Source organism: Acerihabitans sp. TG2 (genome assembly GCF_035013185.1).
Taxonomy (GTDB): domain Bacteria; phylum Pseudomonadota; class Gammaproteobacteria; order Enterobacterales; family Enterobacteriaceae; genus Acerihabitans.
In genome coordinates this window covers 12,925-30,991 of sequence record NZ_JAYGJO010000010.1, presented here as the reverse complement: position 1 = coordinate 30,991, position 18,067 = coordinate 12,925, and the positions used below count along the sequence as shown (strand labels likewise).

General features: G+C 51.2%; 15 protein-coding genes. 6 read left to right on the top strand and 9 right to left on the bottom strand.

From position 1 onward, the window contains the following. Positions 1-2 precede the first annotated feature (2 nt). Positions 3-971 carry a TRAP transporter substrate-binding protein gene (locus SJI19_RS10840; protein WP_323478276.1) on the top strand — a complete coding sequence of 323 codons (969 nt, stop codon included), beginning with the start codon at positions 3-5 and terminating at the stop codon, positions 969-971. Between the two features lie 207 nt (positions 972-1,178). Next, positions 1,179-2,102, top strand: coding sequence for a cation diffusion facilitator family transporter (locus SJI19_RS10835; protein ID WP_323478275.1), 924 nt, complete (start codon positions 1,179-1,181; stop codon positions 2,100-2,102). Between the two features lie 36 nt (positions 2,103-2,138). Here the strand turns inward: SJI19_RS10835 and btsR are convergent, their stop codons facing one another. After that, complete coding sequence (gene btsR / locus SJI19_RS10830; RefSeq protein ID WP_323478274.1) at positions 2,139-2,864, bottom strand: two-component system response regulator BtsR; 726 nt, start codon at positions 2,862-2,864, stop codon at positions 2,139-2,141. Continuing rightward, positions 2,858-4,549, bottom strand: coding sequence for a sensor histidine kinase (locus tag SJI19_RS10825; RefSeq protein ID WP_323478273.1), 1,692 nt, complete (start codon positions 4,547-4,549; stop codon positions 2,858-2,860). The genes btsR and SJI19_RS10825 overlap by 7 nt, the downstream gene beginning before the upstream one ends. 276 nt (positions 4,550-4,825) lie before the next feature. Between SJI19_RS10825 and SJI19_RS10820 the strand changes: the two genes are divergently transcribed. Next, complete coding sequence (locus tag SJI19_RS10820) at positions 4,826-5,500, top strand: GntR family transcriptional regulator (RefSeq protein WP_323478272.1); 675 nt, start codon at positions 4,826-4,828, stop codon at positions 5,498-5,500. A gap of 314 nt (positions 5,501-5,814) precedes the next feature. Next, the gene (locus SJI19_RS10815; RefSeq protein ID WP_323478271.1) at positions 5,815-7,227 is read left to right on the top strand and encodes a hypothetical protein; all 1,413 of its coding nucleotides are present in this window, start codon (positions 5,815-5,817) and stop codon (positions 7,225-7,227) included. A gap of 86 nt (positions 7,228-7,313) precedes the next feature. Here the strand turns inward: SJI19_RS10815 and SJI19_RS10810 are convergent, their stop codons facing one another. The 5 genes from SJI19_RS10810 to SJI19_RS10790 form a co-directional block, all read right to left on the bottom strand. After that, positions 7,314-8,144: an ABC transporter permease gene (locus SJI19_RS10810; protein WP_323478270.1), complete on the bottom strand. Its 831-nt coding sequence runs from the start codon at positions 8,142-8,144 to the stop codon at positions 7,314-7,316. A 167-nt stretch (positions 8,145-8,311) separates the two neighbouring features. Further along, the gene (locus tag SJI19_RS10805; protein WP_323478269.1) at positions 8,312-9,574 is read right to left on the bottom strand and encodes an ABC transporter permease; all 1,263 of its coding nucleotides are present in this window, start codon (positions 9,572-9,574) and stop codon (positions 8,312-8,314) included. 33 nt (positions 9,575-9,607) lie between these two features. Next, on the bottom strand, positions 9,608-10,636 hold the full coding sequence (locus tag SJI19_RS10800) for an ABC transporter substrate-binding protein (protein WP_323478268.1): 1,029 nt from the start codon (positions 10,634-10,636) through the stop codon (positions 9,608-9,610). Positions 10,637-10,986: 350 nt separating this feature from the next. Further along, a complete protein-coding gene (locus tag SJI19_RS10795; protein ID WP_323478267.1) occupies positions 10,987-12,438 on the bottom strand; it encodes an NAD-dependent succinate-semialdehyde dehydrogenase in 1,452 nt (483 codons plus the stop codon). Positions 12,439-12,460: 22 nt separating this feature from the next. Beyond that, positions 12,461-13,729, bottom strand: coding sequence for a 4-aminobutyrate--2-oxoglutarate transaminase (locus SJI19_RS10790; protein WP_323478266.1), 1,269 nt, complete (start codon positions 13,727-13,729; stop codon positions 12,461-12,463). Between the two features lie 128 nt (positions 13,730-13,857). Here SJI19_RS10790 and SJI19_RS10785 point away from each other — a divergent pair, with 128 nt between their 5' ends. Beyond that, complete coding sequence (locus SJI19_RS10785; RefSeq protein ID WP_323478265.1) at positions 13,858-15,339, top strand: PLP-dependent aminotransferase family protein; 1,482 nt, start codon at positions 13,858-13,860, stop codon at positions 15,337-15,339. Positions 15,340-15,807: 468 nt separating this feature from the next. Continuing rightward, complete coding sequence (locus SJI19_RS10780; RefSeq protein ID WP_323478264.1) at positions 15,808-16,908, top strand: ABC transporter ATP-binding protein; 1,101 nt, start codon at positions 15,808-15,810, stop codon at positions 16,906-16,908. Positions 16,909-17,015: 107 nt separating this feature from the next. Here the strand turns inward: SJI19_RS10780 and SJI19_RS10775 are convergent, their stop codons facing one another. Together SJI19_RS10775 and SJI19_RS10770 are read right to left on the bottom strand one after the other, a co-directional pair. After that, positions 17,016-17,264, bottom strand: a complete 249-nt coding sequence (locus SJI19_RS10775; RefSeq protein WP_323478263.1) for a GlsB/YeaQ/YmgE family stress response membrane protein — start codon at positions 17,262-17,264, stop codon at positions 17,016-17,018. Between the two features lie 117 nt (positions 17,265-17,381). Next, on the bottom strand, positions 17,382-18,062 hold the full coding sequence (locus SJI19_RS10770) for a metallophosphoesterase (protein WP_323478262.1): 681 nt from the start codon (positions 18,060-18,062) through the stop codon (positions 17,382-17,384). Positions 18,063-18,067 lie beyond the last annotated feature (5 nt).

Below are 18,067 nucleotides of genomic sequence, written 5' to 3'. Positions count from 1 at the left end.
GAATGAAAAATATGAAAAAAATATTGGTCTCAGTCGCATTTGCTTCAGCTATGGCATTTCAAGCCCAAGCTGAAACATTGAAATTAGCTCATGCTCTGCCAACTGAACACCCAGTTCATAAATCACTCACCTGGTTTGCTGATCAGGTTTCGAAGGACCCTAGTATTCGCGTTAAGGTTTATCCAAATGGTACCTTAGGTGATGAAACGAACCTGCTGCAAATGGTTCAAAATGGGACAATCGCATTTACTAAAGTGAGTGCAGCGCCGTTAAGTACCTTCGCGCCTGATTACAATGTTTTATCCCTGCCCTATTTGTTTAAAGATAAAGCCAGTTATGACAAGGTGTTAGAAGGACCCATTGGTGATGAAATTTTAGCGTCTTCCGAAAAATCGGGTTTTATTGGTCTTGCTTTCTTGGATGCCGGAGCACGTAATTTTTATGCAAGTAAAGCCATCAAAGAACCTGCAGATTTGCAAGGCATGAAAATTCGTGTACAAAGCTCGCCTATTTCCATCGATACCATGAAAGCGTTAGGCGCAACAGCGGTGCCATTGCCCTACGGTGAATTGTATTCAGCCCTGCAACAAGGTGTGGTTGACGGCGCGGAAAATAACATTCCGTCTTACTATTCTTCACGCCATTATGAAGTTAAAAAATTCTACTCATATGATATGCATACCATGGTCCCCGATGTCTTAGTGGTATCTACAGCTGTTTGGAATAAATTTACCGATCAACAAAAAGCCACCATTCGTAAAATTGCAAAAGAAACAGTTGAACAACAAAAAACAAACTGGAATGCCTACGTTGAGAAATCATTAGTTAACCTGAAAAAACAACATGTCACTTTTGTTGATAGCGATATTCCAGCGTTCCAAGAAGCGGTGAAACCGGTTTACGCTAAATTTAGACAAGAAAATCCTGGTTTGTCTAGCCTGTTAGATCAAATTCAAAATGCACAAAAATAATTAATAAAAAAGTATATGCAGCTCACTGCATATACTTTATATTTTAGTGGATGAATAAATTAATTATTTTGTGATAAATACAGAAAATTAATGCGATTGATAAAAAAAGAACAAAATCAATAGTACATCATTGATTTTGTTCTTTTTTTTGCAGTTTACTGTATCAATGGCAGACAAACCACCGTCTTGCCTAGGAAACCAAATAAGATGAGTAACGCCAACGCTTTGCCTCCATCGCTTACGCGCTATGCCTGGCTGTCCATCGCAACGGCTATTGCCACCATCGGACTCAAAGGTGTGGCGTGGAAAATGACCGGTTCGGTCGGTCTGCTGTCTGATGCCATCGAATCCGTGGTCAACCTCGCGGGAGCCTTGATGGCGCTCTGGATGCTAACCCTGGCTGCGCTTCCGGCCGACGACAACCACGCCTATGGACACGGCAAAGCCGAATATTTTTCGAGCGCTTTTGAGGGATTCCTGATCCTACTGGCGGCCGCCAGTATCGCCTATGCCGCGGTTGAGCGTATATTAACCCCGCAGCCGCTCGGCGCGATTGGTGTCGGGCTACTGGTTTCAGTGGTCGCTTCGGTGCTTAATTTTGTCACGGCACGAATCTTGTTAAGAGCGGGCAAGCAGCACAACTCAATCACGCTTGAGGCAGATGCGCACCACCTGCTGACCGATGTCTGGACGTCGGTCGGTGTCATTTTGGGCGTCGGGCTGGTTTCGCTGACCGGCTGGTTCTGGGTCGATCCGGTGGTTGCATTGCTGGTCGCAGCCAACATCGTGTGGACCGGCTATCAACTCATGAGTCGTTCGGCCGCGGGCCTGATGGACGTCTCACTGCCGACCGAAAAACTCGAAAAAATCGAGTCATTGCTGGCAGCATACCGTGAGCAAGGACTCGATTTCCATGCACTGCGCACACGCCAGGCAGGCGGGCGCGCTTTCATGACACTGCATATCCTGGTCCCTGGGCATTGGACCGTGCAATACGGGCACAACTGGGCTGAGCGCATAGAGAATGATATCCGCACAGCACTGCCTTATATCCATATCACCACTCACGTAGAACCGTTGGAAGATCCCGCGTCAATGAACGATCAAGCGCTAGACCGCTCGCACACTTAAATCCGACCACAGTGCGGTTACAGCGCTTCAGTGTCATCACCCCTTTAGCCCCAGCAGTTGTTTGAGTGATTTTAAATAGCGCCGGCTTACTGGTACCCCTTGACCATTATTTAAGACAATTTCCGCCTGGCCGGACTCTTCTAGTCGAATCTCGCGCAGATGTGCCATATTGACTAAAAACTGCCGGTGACAACGTACCAGTGTAGTGCGGTTTTCCAGGGTTTTCAGCGTCAGTTCGGTATAACATTCCCCTCCGGCCAGACTGGTGACATAGACTCCGCTCAAGCGCGAATTGGCAAACAACACTTCGTCGGTTTTCAGCAGATAAATGCGACTATGACCCGCACAGGGGATATAGGCCAAACGGCCTTCCTGTTCGGTTAAGGTGAGGATATTCTGTTCGGGCCGCTCAGCGTGTAGGCTGCTGAGTGTTTTGGCTAGCCGTCGGGCTTCGATAGGTTTAAGCAGGTAATCAAACGCCCGCTCTTCAAATGCCATAATGGCATATTCATCGAAGGCAGTCACAAAAACGATATAAGGCATGCTGGCGGGATCGATCATACTGATCATTTCTAAGCCACTGATACGCGGCATCTGGATATCCAGGAACACCACATCCGGATGCAGTCGGTGTATCGCGCCGATCGCTTCGAGAGCATTGGCACATTCCCCAATCAGGTTGACCAGCGGGTCTTGTTGAAGCAAGCAGCGCAGGTTTTCCCGGGCCAGTGGTTCATCATCGACGATCAATACACTTAACATGCCACCAGCTCCTCCAAGGGCAAACTTAACGTGATGCGGGTAAATAAGTCCGGCTGACATTCAACGCTGACGCCAAATTTTTCGCCATAGCGTATGCGAATACGTTTATCCACCAGATTCATGCCCAGTCCGTTATTGTCGGCCTCAATGTGGTACAGACCTGCATTATCCTCAATACTTAGCCGTAGCTGTTGGTCCCGGCATTGCGCGCGCAAGGTGACGATCCCCTGACCAAGCAGTTGTGACGTGCCGTGTTTGATGGCATTTTCAACCAGCGGTTGCAGGGAAAAAGCCGGTAAGTGCATACCCAGCAGCGCCGGGGGCAACTCGAACCTGATCTCCAAACGCTCTTGGAAGCGGGCTTTTTCGATTTGTAGATAGGCATTAACATGTTCTATTTCATCGGCCAAAGTGACAATCTCCGCCGAACGTTTGAGATTTTTACGAAAAAACGTCGACAGATTTTGTACCAACTCGCTCGCCTGATCGCTATCGCGGCGAATGACCGCCACCAAGGTGTTAAGCGCGTTAAACAAAAAATGTGGATTAACCTGGGCATGTAATAATTTTATTTCCGACTGGGTCAGCAAGAGCTTGTGGCGTTCGTACTGTCCGGCCAGAATTTGGGCGGATAGCAGGCTGGCAATGCCTTCCCCCAAGGTGCGATTGATGGAACCAAACAAGCGGTTCTTCGCTTCGTATAATTTGATGGTGCCAATAACTTCATCGTTCTCGCCGCGAAGGGGTATCACCAGGGTAGAACCTAATTTGCAATTGCGTCGCAGCGAGCATTGATAGGGTGTTTCATTGCCGTCGGCATACACCACTTCATTGTTATCAATGGCCCGTCGTGATTGGGATGAAGAAATTAACGTACCGGGCAAATGGTGGTCGTCACCAATGCCGATAAACGCCAGCAGTTTTTCTCGATCGGTGATGGCGACAGCGCCGATTTCCAGTTCGTGATAAATCACCTCTGCCACCTTCATACTGTTTTCCTGATTGAACCCCTGACGCAGCAAACCTTCAGTACAGACGGCTATTTTTAGCGCCCGGGCGGAAAAGGCCGAGGTGTATTTTTCAATCATGGCCCGCCGGTCCAGCAAGATCCGCATGAACATCGCCGCACCAACGCTATTGGTCACAATCATTGGTAACGCAATGTTTTTTACCAAACGCAACGCTTCCTCGTAAGGCCGAGCCACCGCCAGGATAATCATCATCTGGACAATCTCCGCGACCAGCGTCACGCCGGCTGCGGTAAACGGATTGAATAACCGATCGATGCGGCCGTGTCGCAGCAAAAAACGATGCGCCAACCCACCAAGCAACCCCTCCACTACTGTTGAGATCATGCAACTCACCGCCGTCATACCGCCCAGAGAGTAGCGATGTATTCCGCCGGTCAGGCCCACCAGGATACCCACCACCGGACCGCCCAGTAGTCCCCCCAGCACCGCACCGATAGCTCGGGTATTGGCAATGGAATCTTGGATATGTAACCCGAAATAGGTGCCCATAATGCAAAACATGGAAAACATGACATAACACAGCAGTTTATGCGGCAAACGAACGGTCACTTGCATCAACGGGATAAATAGTGGAGTTTTACTGAGAAGATACGCAATCACTAAATAGACGCACATTTGCTGAAGCAGCAGCAAAACCAGATTAAATTCATGCATGTGAAATGGCTCTAAATACCCCCCGGGCGGGAAAAAGCACAACCCGGGCATAATGCCATTACAGTAGCGAAAACCATCGCAGCAGTATTTGATCGCGTTCACTAATCTACTAATTGGCTAATCATTTATATTGCTATTATCACTGGACTACGGTGCGCCATAGTGCCGGGTCTTGACGGTTGCGTCAGCACTAATGGGAATTTGACGCATCATGTTGTATATTTGCTGCATAAGATTGCTAGCGGCGCTTTTGCGACCATAACACAGGACAAAACGTTGAGTTATCAACCCGATCCGATTGAGCACGCTTTTCTGGGTTCCAGCGTGTATGCCTCTTTGCGGCAGGCGCTGATAACCGGTCAGTTGAAGCCCAACGATCGGCTGCGCATCCGCGAACTGGCTGCCCAGGTCGGCACCAGCGTCACGCCGGTACGGGACGCCGTGCTGCAGTTGGCCCGCGAGCAGGCGTTGGAAATGCGTACACCCAAGGATATCCGCGTCCCCATATTGACGTCTGCACAATATGGGGAGATCTGTACCCTGCGCCTGGAGCTGGAGGCCCTTGGTGCCCATCGGGCAGCACAGCTGATTAATCCAGCGGACCTGCAAAGGTTGACCGTCAATATCAAAAGCACCCTGCACGCCATGACCACAGACGATCTTGCTGCGATCCTGCGGCTTAACAGTGAGTTTCATTTGCTGGTGGCGCGCAGCGCCCAAATGCCGTTGCTGAGCAGTTTTATCGATCGGCTGTGGATGCGTGCCGGGCCGCATATCGCGCAGGCGTTCACCAATGCGGCCCAGCAGAGTGTAGTGAAGAGTGTAGTGAAACATCATCAGGATCTACTGGCCGCACTGCGCCGGCAAGACAGCGAAGCCGCCGCCGCCGCCATTCGTCTGGATATTATGGCGGTGCACCAGCTGTTGATCGGGTATTTAGCATCAAGGTAGATAAGCTCGTTTAACAGGCTACAATATTGTGCAAGGTTCATTATTTTTTATTACCTTCAGGCTTCGTGGCCACGCTATTTGCCAAAACAACGCATGCTGATTACCCGGCTGGGACGTGCTAAAATGGCAGCCAATCAATTCGGTTATATGGAGTTATATATTCACGCTAATATATTTACTTGCACTATCATATTAGTATTCATATTATTAATATGAAAATGTTCACATGTTTTTTAAAAGTTGACATCAAAAAAATCTTTAGTATCATATCAAATTACAAATCCATTTAAATAATTACTTTAGTAGAGAAAAATATGGTTGACCAAAGTATTGGTTTATTTACATACCCCATAGGTACTGGTTTATATCATCCATTCGATCCTACCGACGACCAGCAACGTGCGTTTGTCAATCAAATCATTGATGTCTGCAGCAGAACAATCATTACGGACAAAAAATCTTCTCGTGAAAAAGAACAGTGGAAAGAGGTGTTAGAAGATGAATTTTTAGAATTTGATTTTGACGACCCAGAAGATTCTTATTACGAAAAGAAAAACAGTATGGTTAGCCATTTGTGTAACGTTAGCAATCCGGCGAAATGCGAGGAATTAATCCACAACATCGCCTATTTTTGCATAGACCAACATCATGCTATACCACTTACGGCAGTGAAACTGTTAAGTTCCCATGATTCACTGGAGCCCCTTAAGCAATTTGTTGCTGAATTATATCAAGATATACCGCATTTTCATGATCCTCTTAGTCCTATGCAATTTGCGAAACCTTTTGTCGAAATTCGAGGTAAAGCGTTAATCGAACAAAACTGGAAAGTGAGCGATATAATCGATGAATATAACAGTCTTTGTAGCAGATTTAAGTTACCAGAAATAGCTATTAACATTTTAACTTCTCTGACGCTGGAAAAAAAAGGCCAAGCATTGATAAATGAAGGTAAAAGCTGTCAGGAAATTATTGATGAATTGGGTTTAAATTATGAATTCAACCTGACACCTCTTTATGAACTATTCATTAATCATTTTGGAAAACAGGACCTATTGGATGGAAAAAAAACCTGGCAATACGTCACCAAAGATTTTCCAGAATCATCCAAGGAAGTGGCATCAAGCATAAAGGATATGCACCTTTTAAAGCACGGTATTGACCACTATATTAATAAGCCAGAGAGCCGTGCGGAATTGTTCGAGTATTATGAAATCAATACGCTAAAAACCAAAAATTCATTTTATCTGGCGGTTGTGAAACAAATAGTATCAAGGGAAGTGGAACAGCTAGCGTCAAAGAAAGGTCCAGGTTGCATAAACTGTGAATCAATCGCCTCAACATATCAGATTTTTTCAGCCGCTGCTTTAGAAAAACTTGATAAGCAGGCTATAGCTCATTTTGCGGATGGCCTTATCAAGGATAAAAAGAAGAACCCTACGGTGGACTCTGTGGCGCTTTCGCTAGGGCTCACTCAACTGAAAAGCCTCGAATTACTCGAGATGCGGTTTGTCGAGTTGATCATCAAACCACAAATCACCAAAGAGACCAGTAAGGAGCAAAAGGATAAGCTTCTCAGCGAGATAAATATTACTGATCATCTTGCAACAAAAACGGTCGAGAAATGGTATGAATATAAGTATGTGCCGAATACACCGCCTCCATGGATGAGCCCGGGAGCTGCAAGAATGTATGATAAAAAACCTACTAGTCTCAATACTCGTTAAACGCCAACTATTGCGACAATAGCCTTTAATATTGAACGGATGCCGCATACAAGCCTGCCTCCAGCCGGTATGCGCTACCTCGCTGCCTACCCGCCGGCCGTCGTGCCGCGGATCCGCTCCGCGCGTCGGCGCAGCATTTCCATCACCAGCAGCAGCACAAGCGAGGCGCCGACCATCAGCGACGCGGCGGCGGCAATGGTTGGGTCTAGATTCTCACGAATACCGGCAAACATTTGAATCGGCAACGTGCGCTGTGCCGGGCTGGCTAAAAATAAAGTGACCACCACCTCATCAAACGATGCGGCAAAGGCAAACAACGCGCCTGAGAACACCCCTGGTGCAATCAGCGGCAACGTCACCTTGAGCAACACTTGCCAGGGCGGCGCGCCAAGACTGGCGGCAGCCCGCGAGAGGTTTTGATCGTAATTTTTCAGCACCGCCGTCACCGTGATCACCACAAACGGCACCCCCAACATGGCGTGCGCCAGCACTAACCCCAGATAGCTGTTTAGCAGCGACAAACGGGCGAAAAAGAAAAACAACCCGACGGCAACAATCACCACCGGGGCGATCATCGGCGAGATGATAATCGCCATGACCAGGGCTTTGCCGCGAAACTCACCACGCGACAGCCCGATAGCGGCCAAAACGCCGAGTACCGTGGCCAAGATGGTGGCCAGCGGGGCAATGATAAGGCTGTTGCCCAAAGCGTCTAACCACTCGTTGGAGTGAAAAAATGCCCGGTACCAGCGTAGGGAAAAACCACTTAACGGGTAGCTGAGAAATGCACTGACGTTAAAGGAGAGTGGGACGATGATTAACACCGGCACGATCAGAAACAACAGCGCCGCCGCCCCGTAGAGAGTAAACAGTCCGTTCCATAAGCGCATGAGCGCGGTACCTTTGGGTCTTAGCATAATAAATTTCCGATGGTTATCCGATAAATCTCTTCCGTTATACCTATTCGATGTCACGTTGTCGGCAGTGGGTTAACACGTGGATCCCGATGAGCCTGGATGGTCAAAAACTCGGGTTAACCTGCACCGCCAATGCTTATGCAAGGTGAAATATCAACAGGTATCGCCTAGCGGGCAGCTATTTCCGCCTGAGTCCGGGTAACCCGGATATAAACAAGGTAAAGCATGATCACGATCACCAGCAGTTGGCTACCCAGCGCCGCCGCCATTCCCCAGTTCATGGTGGTATTGGTAAAGAACGCGACAAAATAACTCAACATTTGATCGCCCGGTCCCCCCAGTAACGCCGGGGTGATGTAATAACCGATGGCCATGATAAAGACCAGCAGCCCGCCGGCTGCCACGCCCGCGTAGGTTTGCGGCACGTACACCCGCCAAAAGGCGACAAACGGATGGGCACCGAGGGAAATCGCCGCGCGCATGTAGTTTGGCGAAATACCCTTCATTACCGCATAAAGCGGTAATACGATAAAGGGCAGCAGGATATGGGTCATGGCGATATAAACCCCAATCCGGTTAAACACCAGCTCCAGGGGTTTATCAATAATACCGAGGTGTATTAACCCGCCGTTGATCAGACCGCCAGACTGCAATAACACAATCCAACTGGCGGTACGCACAATCAACGAGGTCCAAAAGGGCAATAGCACCATAATCATCAGCAAATTTGCCCGGCCAGCAGGTTGCTTGGACAACCAGTAGGCTAACGGATAACCCAGTACCAAACATAATAGTGTGACCACCCCCGCCATTAATAACGTGCGCTCCAGCACATTCACATACAACGCCTTATCGTCCGGTAACCGGGTTACCGCACCCGTGTGAATATCCACTTTACGATCAAATACCGCCAGCAGGTATAGCGCGGTAAATGGCCGGGAGGCCCGTTGCACAGAACGCCAGGTGTCAATGTTGCGCCACAGCGGTAACGCGGTGGTTAGCGCCGTGCGGGTCGCGCCCGGCTGGGTGATATCGTCTGGGGCAGCGCGCAGCGTGTGCATAATCAACGAGCGATAGGACGGATCCTCATAGCTTAACCGCTTAGCCACTGATGAAATCTGCCCACTCGCGCGCGCCGAGCGCAGATCGCTGACCAGCGCCTGGAAGGTTGAATCATCTGGGATGGCGTTGCCATCCCAGTGGGACAACGCCGCCGTGACGGTAGGCATCGCCGTTCGCAGCTCGGGATTCGCCACGCTTTTTACCAGCACCGACGCAATCGGGACGACAAAACTGAGGCCGATAAATAGCAGCAGCGGCGCCACCAACAGCCAGGTACGACGCTTATGTTTTTTTTGCGACTGATGCAATTGCTGCATAAGCGTCGAGCCGTGTCCGGCCTCGTTGCCGGCCGTTATCATTTCTGTCATGAATTATTCTCCGGTAAGCATGGCGAAGTCCACTTATTGAGCGGCCCAGGCGTTAAAACGTTGTTCCAGATCTTCGCCATGTTCAATCCAGAATTTGGTATCCACCGGCAGGGCGTGCGCCAGGTTAGCCGGCGCAGTCGGCAGGTTAGCGGCAAGTGCCGGGTCAAGCAACGCAATGGTTTTTTTATTGGTTGGACCGTAAGGAATATTTTCAGCAAATACTTTCTGGTTTTCCGATTGGTTGGCGAAAGCAATAAACTTTTCAGCCAGCGCCTTATGCGGTGATCCCTTGACGATCGCCCAGCTGTCTAAATCATACAGGCTGTTATCCCAGACCATTTTAAACTCATGACCCTCTTTTGCCGCTGCGCCAACACGGCCATTATAAGCGGAGCTCATGACGACATCGCCGGCCACCAACCATTGCAGCGGTTGCGCACCAGATTCCCACCATTGGATGTCCGGTTTTAGCTGGTCAAGCTTACGAAACGCCCTATCCACACCAGCCTTGGTGGCCAGCAGCGGGTACACATCTTCGCGTTTGACGCCGTCCGCCAGCAGGGCAATCTCCAGCGTAAATTTGGCACTTTTGCGCAACCCACGCTTGCCGGGAAACTCTTTGACATTCCAGAAATCAGCCCAACTGGTCGGTGCCGTTTTCAGCTTTTGCGCATCGTAGGTCAACACCGTCGACCACAAAAAGATGCCGGCGCCGCACTCGGTAGCAGATCCAGTGACATAGCCAGCCTTATCGCCTAACTTGGACCAATCCAAGGGTTCAAACAGGCCCTCGTCACAGCCGCGACGTAATTCTGGTCCTTCCACTTCAACGATGTCCCAACCCACCTGACCGGTCTGCACCATGGCGCGAATCTTTGCCATTTCGCCATTATATTCACCCGCCTGGATGTCTCCGTTGCCCGCAGCGGTAAAAGGCTGATAGAAGGCTTTTTCCTGGGCATTCTTATTTTGTCCACCAAAGGACACGACGGTTAACGTCTCCGCCTGCGCTTGAAACGCCAACCCGATCAATAATGTGGATACCGCAAATGTTTTCAACATACCCTGCCCCTTTAAATGTCATCAATCAGTAAGTCATCATCAATGCCGTAGCGACGAGGGTTCATTACCCTCAGCATCTAGCGCATGCTGTTTAGCTTTTTGATCATGGAAATCGGCTTGCGTGATACTTATGATGCATCATGCATCATATATTAAGCATCTTTCGTGCCACTTTGTCAGTAAAGGGATATTGGCGTATTTAGCGGGAACTTCGGGGAAAAGTGGTTAATTATAACAAATTCATGCGTTATCTTCGTGCATCTAGCGAAGGGGTTGCACCTTATAGAGGCAACCCCTTGCTACACCGTCGCCATTGACCTCATCGGTCGGCGCGGTGCGGGATCGCTAGATCAAGAGACATCCAGGCAAAGGTATTTCATCTCCAGGTATTCATCGATGCCAAAACGGGATCCTTCCCGTCCGAGGCCGGACTGCTTGACGCCGCCAAACGGTGCGACCTCGTTGGAGATCGCGCCGGTATTAACGCCGACCATGCCATATTCCAGCGCGGCCGGTACCCGCCACTGACGCCCGGCGTCCCGGGTAAAGACATAGGCCGCCAGACCGAACTCGGTATCGTTGGCCAACGCCACCGCCTGAGCTTCATCGACAAAAGGAAACAGCGGTGCCACTGGACCAAAGGTCTCCTCACGAGCAAAACGCATGCTCGCCGTTACCCCGCCAATCACCGTAGGCTCAAAAAATGTTCCGCCCAAGGCATGGACATGCCCGCCGGTAAGCAAGGTTGCCCCTTGTGACAAGGCATCGTCGATATGGGCCTGCACCTTGCTGATGGCGTCAGCATCGATCAAGGGTCCTTGCGTGGTGCCCGCGGTCATGCCATTGCCGACCTTGAGCGCGTTGACCGCACTGACTAAACGGGCCGCCAGGGCCGGATATATGCCCTGTTGCACATAAATACGGTTAGCGCACACGCAGGTCTGGCCGCTGTTGCGGAACTTAGAGGCCATAATGCCCGATACTGCGCTATCCAGGTCGGCATCGTCGAAGACGATAACCGGTGCATTGCCGCCCAATTCCAGGGAGAGTTTTTTGATGGTTGGCGCGCACTGCGCCATCAATAAGCGGCCAATTTCGGTCGAGCCGGTAAAACTGAGTTTGCGCACTATCGGGCTGTCGCACAGAACTTTGCCTACCGCTGCCGCCGGCCCGGTTAACACCTGTAACACGCCATTGGGGATCCCCGCCTGCTGAGCCAGCCAGGCCAGCGCCAACGCAGTAAGTGGAGTTTGTTCTGCCGGTTTGACGATCATGGTGCACCCCGCCGCCAATGCGGGGGCAACTTTACGGGTGATCATCGCGGCCGGAAAATTCCATGGGGTGATGGCGGCGGTCACACCGATGGGTTGCTTGATGACCAGCAGTCGTTGGTTGGCCTGGGGAGACTGCAGTACGCTGCCCTCCACCCGTTTTGCCTCTTCGGCAAACCAGATGATAAAGCTGTTGGCGTAGGTTATTTCTCCGCGCGCTTCAGCCAGGGATTTTCCCTGTTCCGCCGTAAGCAGCCGTGCAAGATCCTCTTGATGCTGATCAATTAACCGTGCCCATTGCTGCAACAGCGTTGCACGCTGTTTACCGGTTAACGCGCGCCAGGACACCAGCGCGGCAGCCGCGGCATCAATAGCCGCGTCGGTTTGGTCGCGGCTGACCTGCGCCACCTCAGCCAGCACTTCACCGGTAGCCGGGTTCAGTACCGCCGCTGGCACACAGGTATCACCATCGCACCACCGGCCGTCGATCAACGCTTGATGGCGAAGCAATTGCGGATTATCTAGCTGCATACGAATCACATCCTTCTTGAAATTATGCCTTGAGCAACCGGCTCAACAGGTCCAATGCCGCCGAGAACTGATCATCAGGGATGGTTAGCGGGTACAGGAAACGAATGACATTGCCGTGTACGCCGCAGGTCAGCAGCAGCAAACCGTTTTCCAGAGCCTGTTTCTGGATGCGTTTAGTATAGAGGGCATCGGGTTTTCCGCTGATCGGGTCGGCAAATTCCACCGCGACCATTGATCCGCGACCGCGTACCGCAGAAATCGCCGGGCACGTTTGACGGGCCTGTTCCAGCACTTCCATCAAATGGGCTCCCAAGCGCTGCGCGCGCGCGCAGAGCTGCTCGTCGTCTATCACCTCAAGTACCGCCAGCGCCGAGGCCACCGCCAGCGGATTGCCGGCATAGGTGCCACCCAAACCACCAGGCCCTGGAGCATCCATCACCTCGGCGCGGCCGGCCACAGCGGAGATAGGAATGCCACCGCCCAGGCTTTTGGCCATAGTGATCAAATCCACCTTCACCTGCGGACAATGATCCATGGCGAACAGTTTGCCGGTGCGGGCAAAACCACTTTGCACTTCATCGGCAATCAGTAAAATGCCGTGCTGGTCGCACAATTGACGTAGGCCGATAATAAATTCGTCCGGGGCAATATTGAATCCACCTTCGCCCTGAATGGGTTCAAATAAAATGGCGGCAACCTGGTCCGGGCTGATGTCCGTATGGAATAAGCTATCAATGCTGGCCAACGCCTGGGCTACCGAAACACCATGCAGTGGGTTGGGATAGACCGCATGAAATACCTGTCCAGGCAAAGGACCAAAACCCAGTTTATAGGGAGCCACTTTGCCGGTCAGCGCCAGCGTGAGCAAGGTACGGCCGTGGAATGCACCGCCAAAGGTGATCACGCCCGGTCGTTTAGTGTATGCACGAGCAATCTTCACCGCATTTTCCACCGCTTCAGCACCGGTGCTGAACAAGGTGGTTTTAACCGGGCCGGCCACTGGCACTCTGGCGTTCAGTTTTTCTGCCAGCTCGATATAATTGCCATAAGGCACAACCTGATAAGCCGTATGGGTAAATAGCTCCAGTTGCTTTTTGATGGCCGCGATAATTTTGGGATGTCGGTGGCCGGTGTTAAGCACCGCGATACCGGCGGAGAAATCGGTGAATTGTCGACCTTCTTCATCCCACAACGTGGCGTTTTCCGCCCGAGCGGCATAAAAATCGCACATCACCCCGACACCGCGCGGTGTAGCCAATAAGCGCCGTTGATCTAATTCGCTGTTCTTCATGCTGCTATTCTCCCAATATGATGCGGCATAACATGCGGTGAAACCGACCCAAGCTTAACTCCCATTGCCATTTACCCCTGTTGTGGCTCTATAATCCAGTGCCAGTTTTAAATAAATGAAGGTGCCAATTGCGTAGTCTCTTAACGGATTTTTTGTTATCCCAGCTCAGCGCGCGTACTGACGGCCCTCTGCATCGCCGGTTGTACGACTGTATTCGCCTGGCAATCCTTGATGGCGGCATTCGTTCAGGCAGCCGTTTGCCCCCCACCCGCGATTTGGCGAAAGAACTGTCGTGCTCTCGCAACACCGTAAGCGCCGCCTATGATCAACTGCTGGCGGAGGGGTATCTTTTTACCCGCGCCGGAAGTGGTACTTTTGTCACCGACCATATGCCCGACGGTTTTATGGCCACCGTGGAACCCGTATTGCCGGACTGCTCACGTCGCGCTATAGAGGCATTTTCCGGTCGGGGGGCGCGCCTGTTGACACAGGCGGGCGCGTCGCCACATCAGTGGGGGGCGTTTATCCCTGGCGTGCCCGATGTGTCGAGTTTCCCCCATAGCCTATGGCGCCGTATTCATTCGCGCCTGATCCGGCGGATCAAACCTGACTATCTGACCTATTCACGCATGGGTGGCAGCCCTGAATTACAGCAGGCGCTGGTGGACTATTTACGGGTTGCCCGTTCGGTAAACTGTGTGGCAGAGCAGATCATTATCACTGAGGGCACCCATCAGGCCATTGATTTACTGGCCAAAATGCTGTGCAATGACGGCGATAGCGCCTGGATTGAAGAGCCGAGTTATTGGGGAATACGCAATGTGTTGGCGATCAACGGCGTGGAGATTATACCCATCGCTGTGGATAATAACGGGCTTTTCCCGCCGACAAACCGTCCAGAGACCCCGCCACCTCGACTGATATGCGTGACACCGTCACATCAGTACCCGACCGGAGCCGTCATGGGTCTGCAGCGGCGCCAGTTGCTGCTGTCGTTGGCGCAGGAATGTGGCGCCTGGGTGGTTGAGGATGATTACGACAGTGAATTCCGCTTTTCCGGTAACCCGATCCCCGCGTTGCAAAGCCTGGTGCCTGGTGCGCCGGTTATCTACATTGGCACGTTTAGCAAAACCCTTTATCCCGGACTGCGCATTAGCTACATGGTGCTGCCTTTGGCTCTCGCCGGCGAGATGCGTCGTGCACATTCGGAACTGTATCGCGGTGGGCACTGGATCACTCAATTGGTGTTGGCGCAGTTTATTGCCGAGGGGCATTATGCGTCCCATATTCGTCGCATGCGTCTGTTGTACGGTAAACGCCGCTCGGCGCTAAGCCGACTGATTCTACGCGAGCTTGGCCCCGACGCATTACGCGACGATAGCAACGCTGGGCTGCATCTGGTCATGTCCTTACCCGATGAGGTGGATGATGTTGCTTTGGCGCGTTCGGCAGGTGAGCATGGGATCTATGTGCGACCACTGTCGAGTTATTACCTCACGGCACCGAGTAAAAAAGGCTTACTGCTGGGATATGCCTGTGTGGAGGATGACGCTATTGAGCCTGCGTTCATGGTCTTGATGCGCTGTTTAGCGCAGCAACGCCAGCAATAAGTCATATTTGCATCAGGAGCATAACGCGCGTTGACCGGCAACCCGTGAGTCATTGTGCGTCCCTTGGCGGTTACGCCCCGAATTGGCCACGGTGGCACTGTTTTGGTGCCGACCAATACAGTTGGATCACATCAGCCCGGACTGCGGGATAATAATATAAAAAAGACATGGGATATCAGTCAGTTGAGAAAATCATCTCCACCGATTTTTTTTGGCTGTTTGCGCTAAAAATAGCTTGTGGCGGTCAATCCCGGATGGTAAAGATAGTCAATATTAGGTCCGGAGCTCGCCCCATAGGGGTAAAGCATAATCCGTGCCATAACCTCGTCGGCAAAGACATGCACCTGCTTAACTCCCATTAACAGGTCAATGTTTACGTGATGGTCTACGCGGCTGGTTTGGCGGGTGTATGACTGCCTGACCAACGCATCCGCATGCCGCCAAGAGGTTAAGAGGTATGATTGCTCTATGAAAAGCTATGTCAGTTTTAAAAATATCCAGAAAACCTATGACGGCGACAAGCTGGTGGTGAAGAATCTGAATTTGGATATTGCCGAAGGAGAATTCTTGACGTTGCTGGGACCTTCAGGCTCCGGTAAGACCACCAGTTTAATGATGCTGGCAGGTTTTGAAACGCCCACTCAAGGGGAAATTTTACTGCACGGTCAGCCGCTGCATCATTTACCGCCCCATCAGCGCGATATTGGCATGGTATTCCAAAATTACGCGCTGTTTCCTCATATGACGGTGGCGCAAAACCTGGCGTTTCCCTTATCCATTCGCCGGATGAACCGCAGTGATATTAAGGAAAAAGTCGATCGGGTGCTGGATCGCGTTAAACTTACCGAACTGGCTGACCGTTATCCTGCCCAGATGTCTGGTGGCCAGCAGCAGCGTGTGGCATTGGCGCGCGCGCTGGTGTTTGAGCCTAAGTTAGTCTTGATGGACGAACCTTTGGGCGCCTTGGATAAGCAACTGCGTGAACATATGCAAATGGAGATTAAAGCGCTGCATCAGGCGCTGGAGTTGACCATTGTTTATGTTACCCACGATCAAAGTGAAGCGATGACCATGTCGGATCGGGTGGCGGTGTTTAATGACGGCATCATCCAGCAGATTAATAGCCCCAGTACGCTTTACGAAGAGCCACAAAATACCTTTGTTGCCCAGTTTATTGGCGAAAATAATAGCCTGCTGGCGACCCAAGCCGGTAGCGATGGCGATTATTATCTGGCCACGCTGGATAACGGCGAACGACTGCGAGCCTTGAAGGTACGTCCCAGTTCGCCGGGTCGTAAAATTATGCTGTGTATCCGTCCGGAACGCATCAAGATCAATGTTCCACCCACCGAATTGCCGCCGGATTCACAGCGGATTAGTGCGCGTATTACCCAGTATATTTACCTGGGCGATCATGTGCGCATGATCACCGAAGTCGCCGGGCAACCGAATTTTATGGTCAAACTCAGTGCCGCGGAGGTCGATGCCCAGTGGGTGGTAGGAAGCGAAGTGTGGTTATCCTGGCATGAACGCCATATGCGTGCGTTGGACGGTATCATCACGCATTGATGCATGATGACAGGTTACAATAGACCGTTTTTTATTATCCCGGGGGATCCCCCGGGGCTATCACGCGCCAGCAAACTCATAGCGCAACGCATCAAGTGCCTCAGTGGTTAGCGTCGGATGAGGCGATAAACCCACAACACCACAATGGCACCTATCACCGCCACGACAAAACTGCCGAAATTAAACCCATCAACCCGCCCATGGCCAAAGAAGGTGCTGATATAACCACCGACGACTGCACCGATAATCCCCAGCAGCACGGTGATGATAAACCCGCCGCCGTCTCGGCCCGGCATGATCCATTTCGCGATAATACCCGCAATAAGACCAAAAATAATCCATGATAAAATGCCCATCTTTTCTCCCCTTGGTTGCCACTTGACGTTGGTGACGGTCAATAAAATAAAAAAACAATTATCAAATAAATCATGAAACTATCTTATTATAGTTAATAATAAAAATTTAGTACGAAATTATACTGGCAATGCAGTTAACTCGATGAGACTGAGTTCGCCCCCGAATACTGCCCCGGTATCAATGTAAAACTGGTTATAATAATGCCGAATACGATTTAGCGGCGTATGGCCAAAAAAGAAATGGGTCGCACCGGAAATAGGCGTTCCCCGCCCTCGCTGATTACGGGTAATGCGCCGACGGCTCCATAAGACTTCCTCGGTCGATATCGGTTGTTCGAAACCATAGTCATCCAAAGGATAGTCCGCATGCGCAATCACGATGTGCCGATCGGCCATGGGGATGTCGATAACCAAAGGCAACTGGGCACACAGCGTGACCAGCGTTTGCGCGCGCCGTTGCTCCGAGTCAGCCATACGTAAATACCACGCACCCCCATTGGCGAGCCACAGACCGCTATCGCCGCTGTGCAACGCGTCGATAGCCATTTGCTCATGGTTGCCTCGCACCGCGCAAAACCAGGGTTCATCTAATAATGACAGGCATTGCAGATTTTCCGGTCCACGATCGATTAAATCTCCCACTGAAATCAGCAAATCGCGCTGCTTATCAAATTGCTGCCGCGCCAGTTTTTCCAGCAGTTGATCATAACAGCCGTGCAGATCGCCCACCACAAAGAGGCGTTGCCACCTTGCGGGATCAATTTTGCGATAAACCGCCACCGATTTCTGGCTGGTCATAGCGT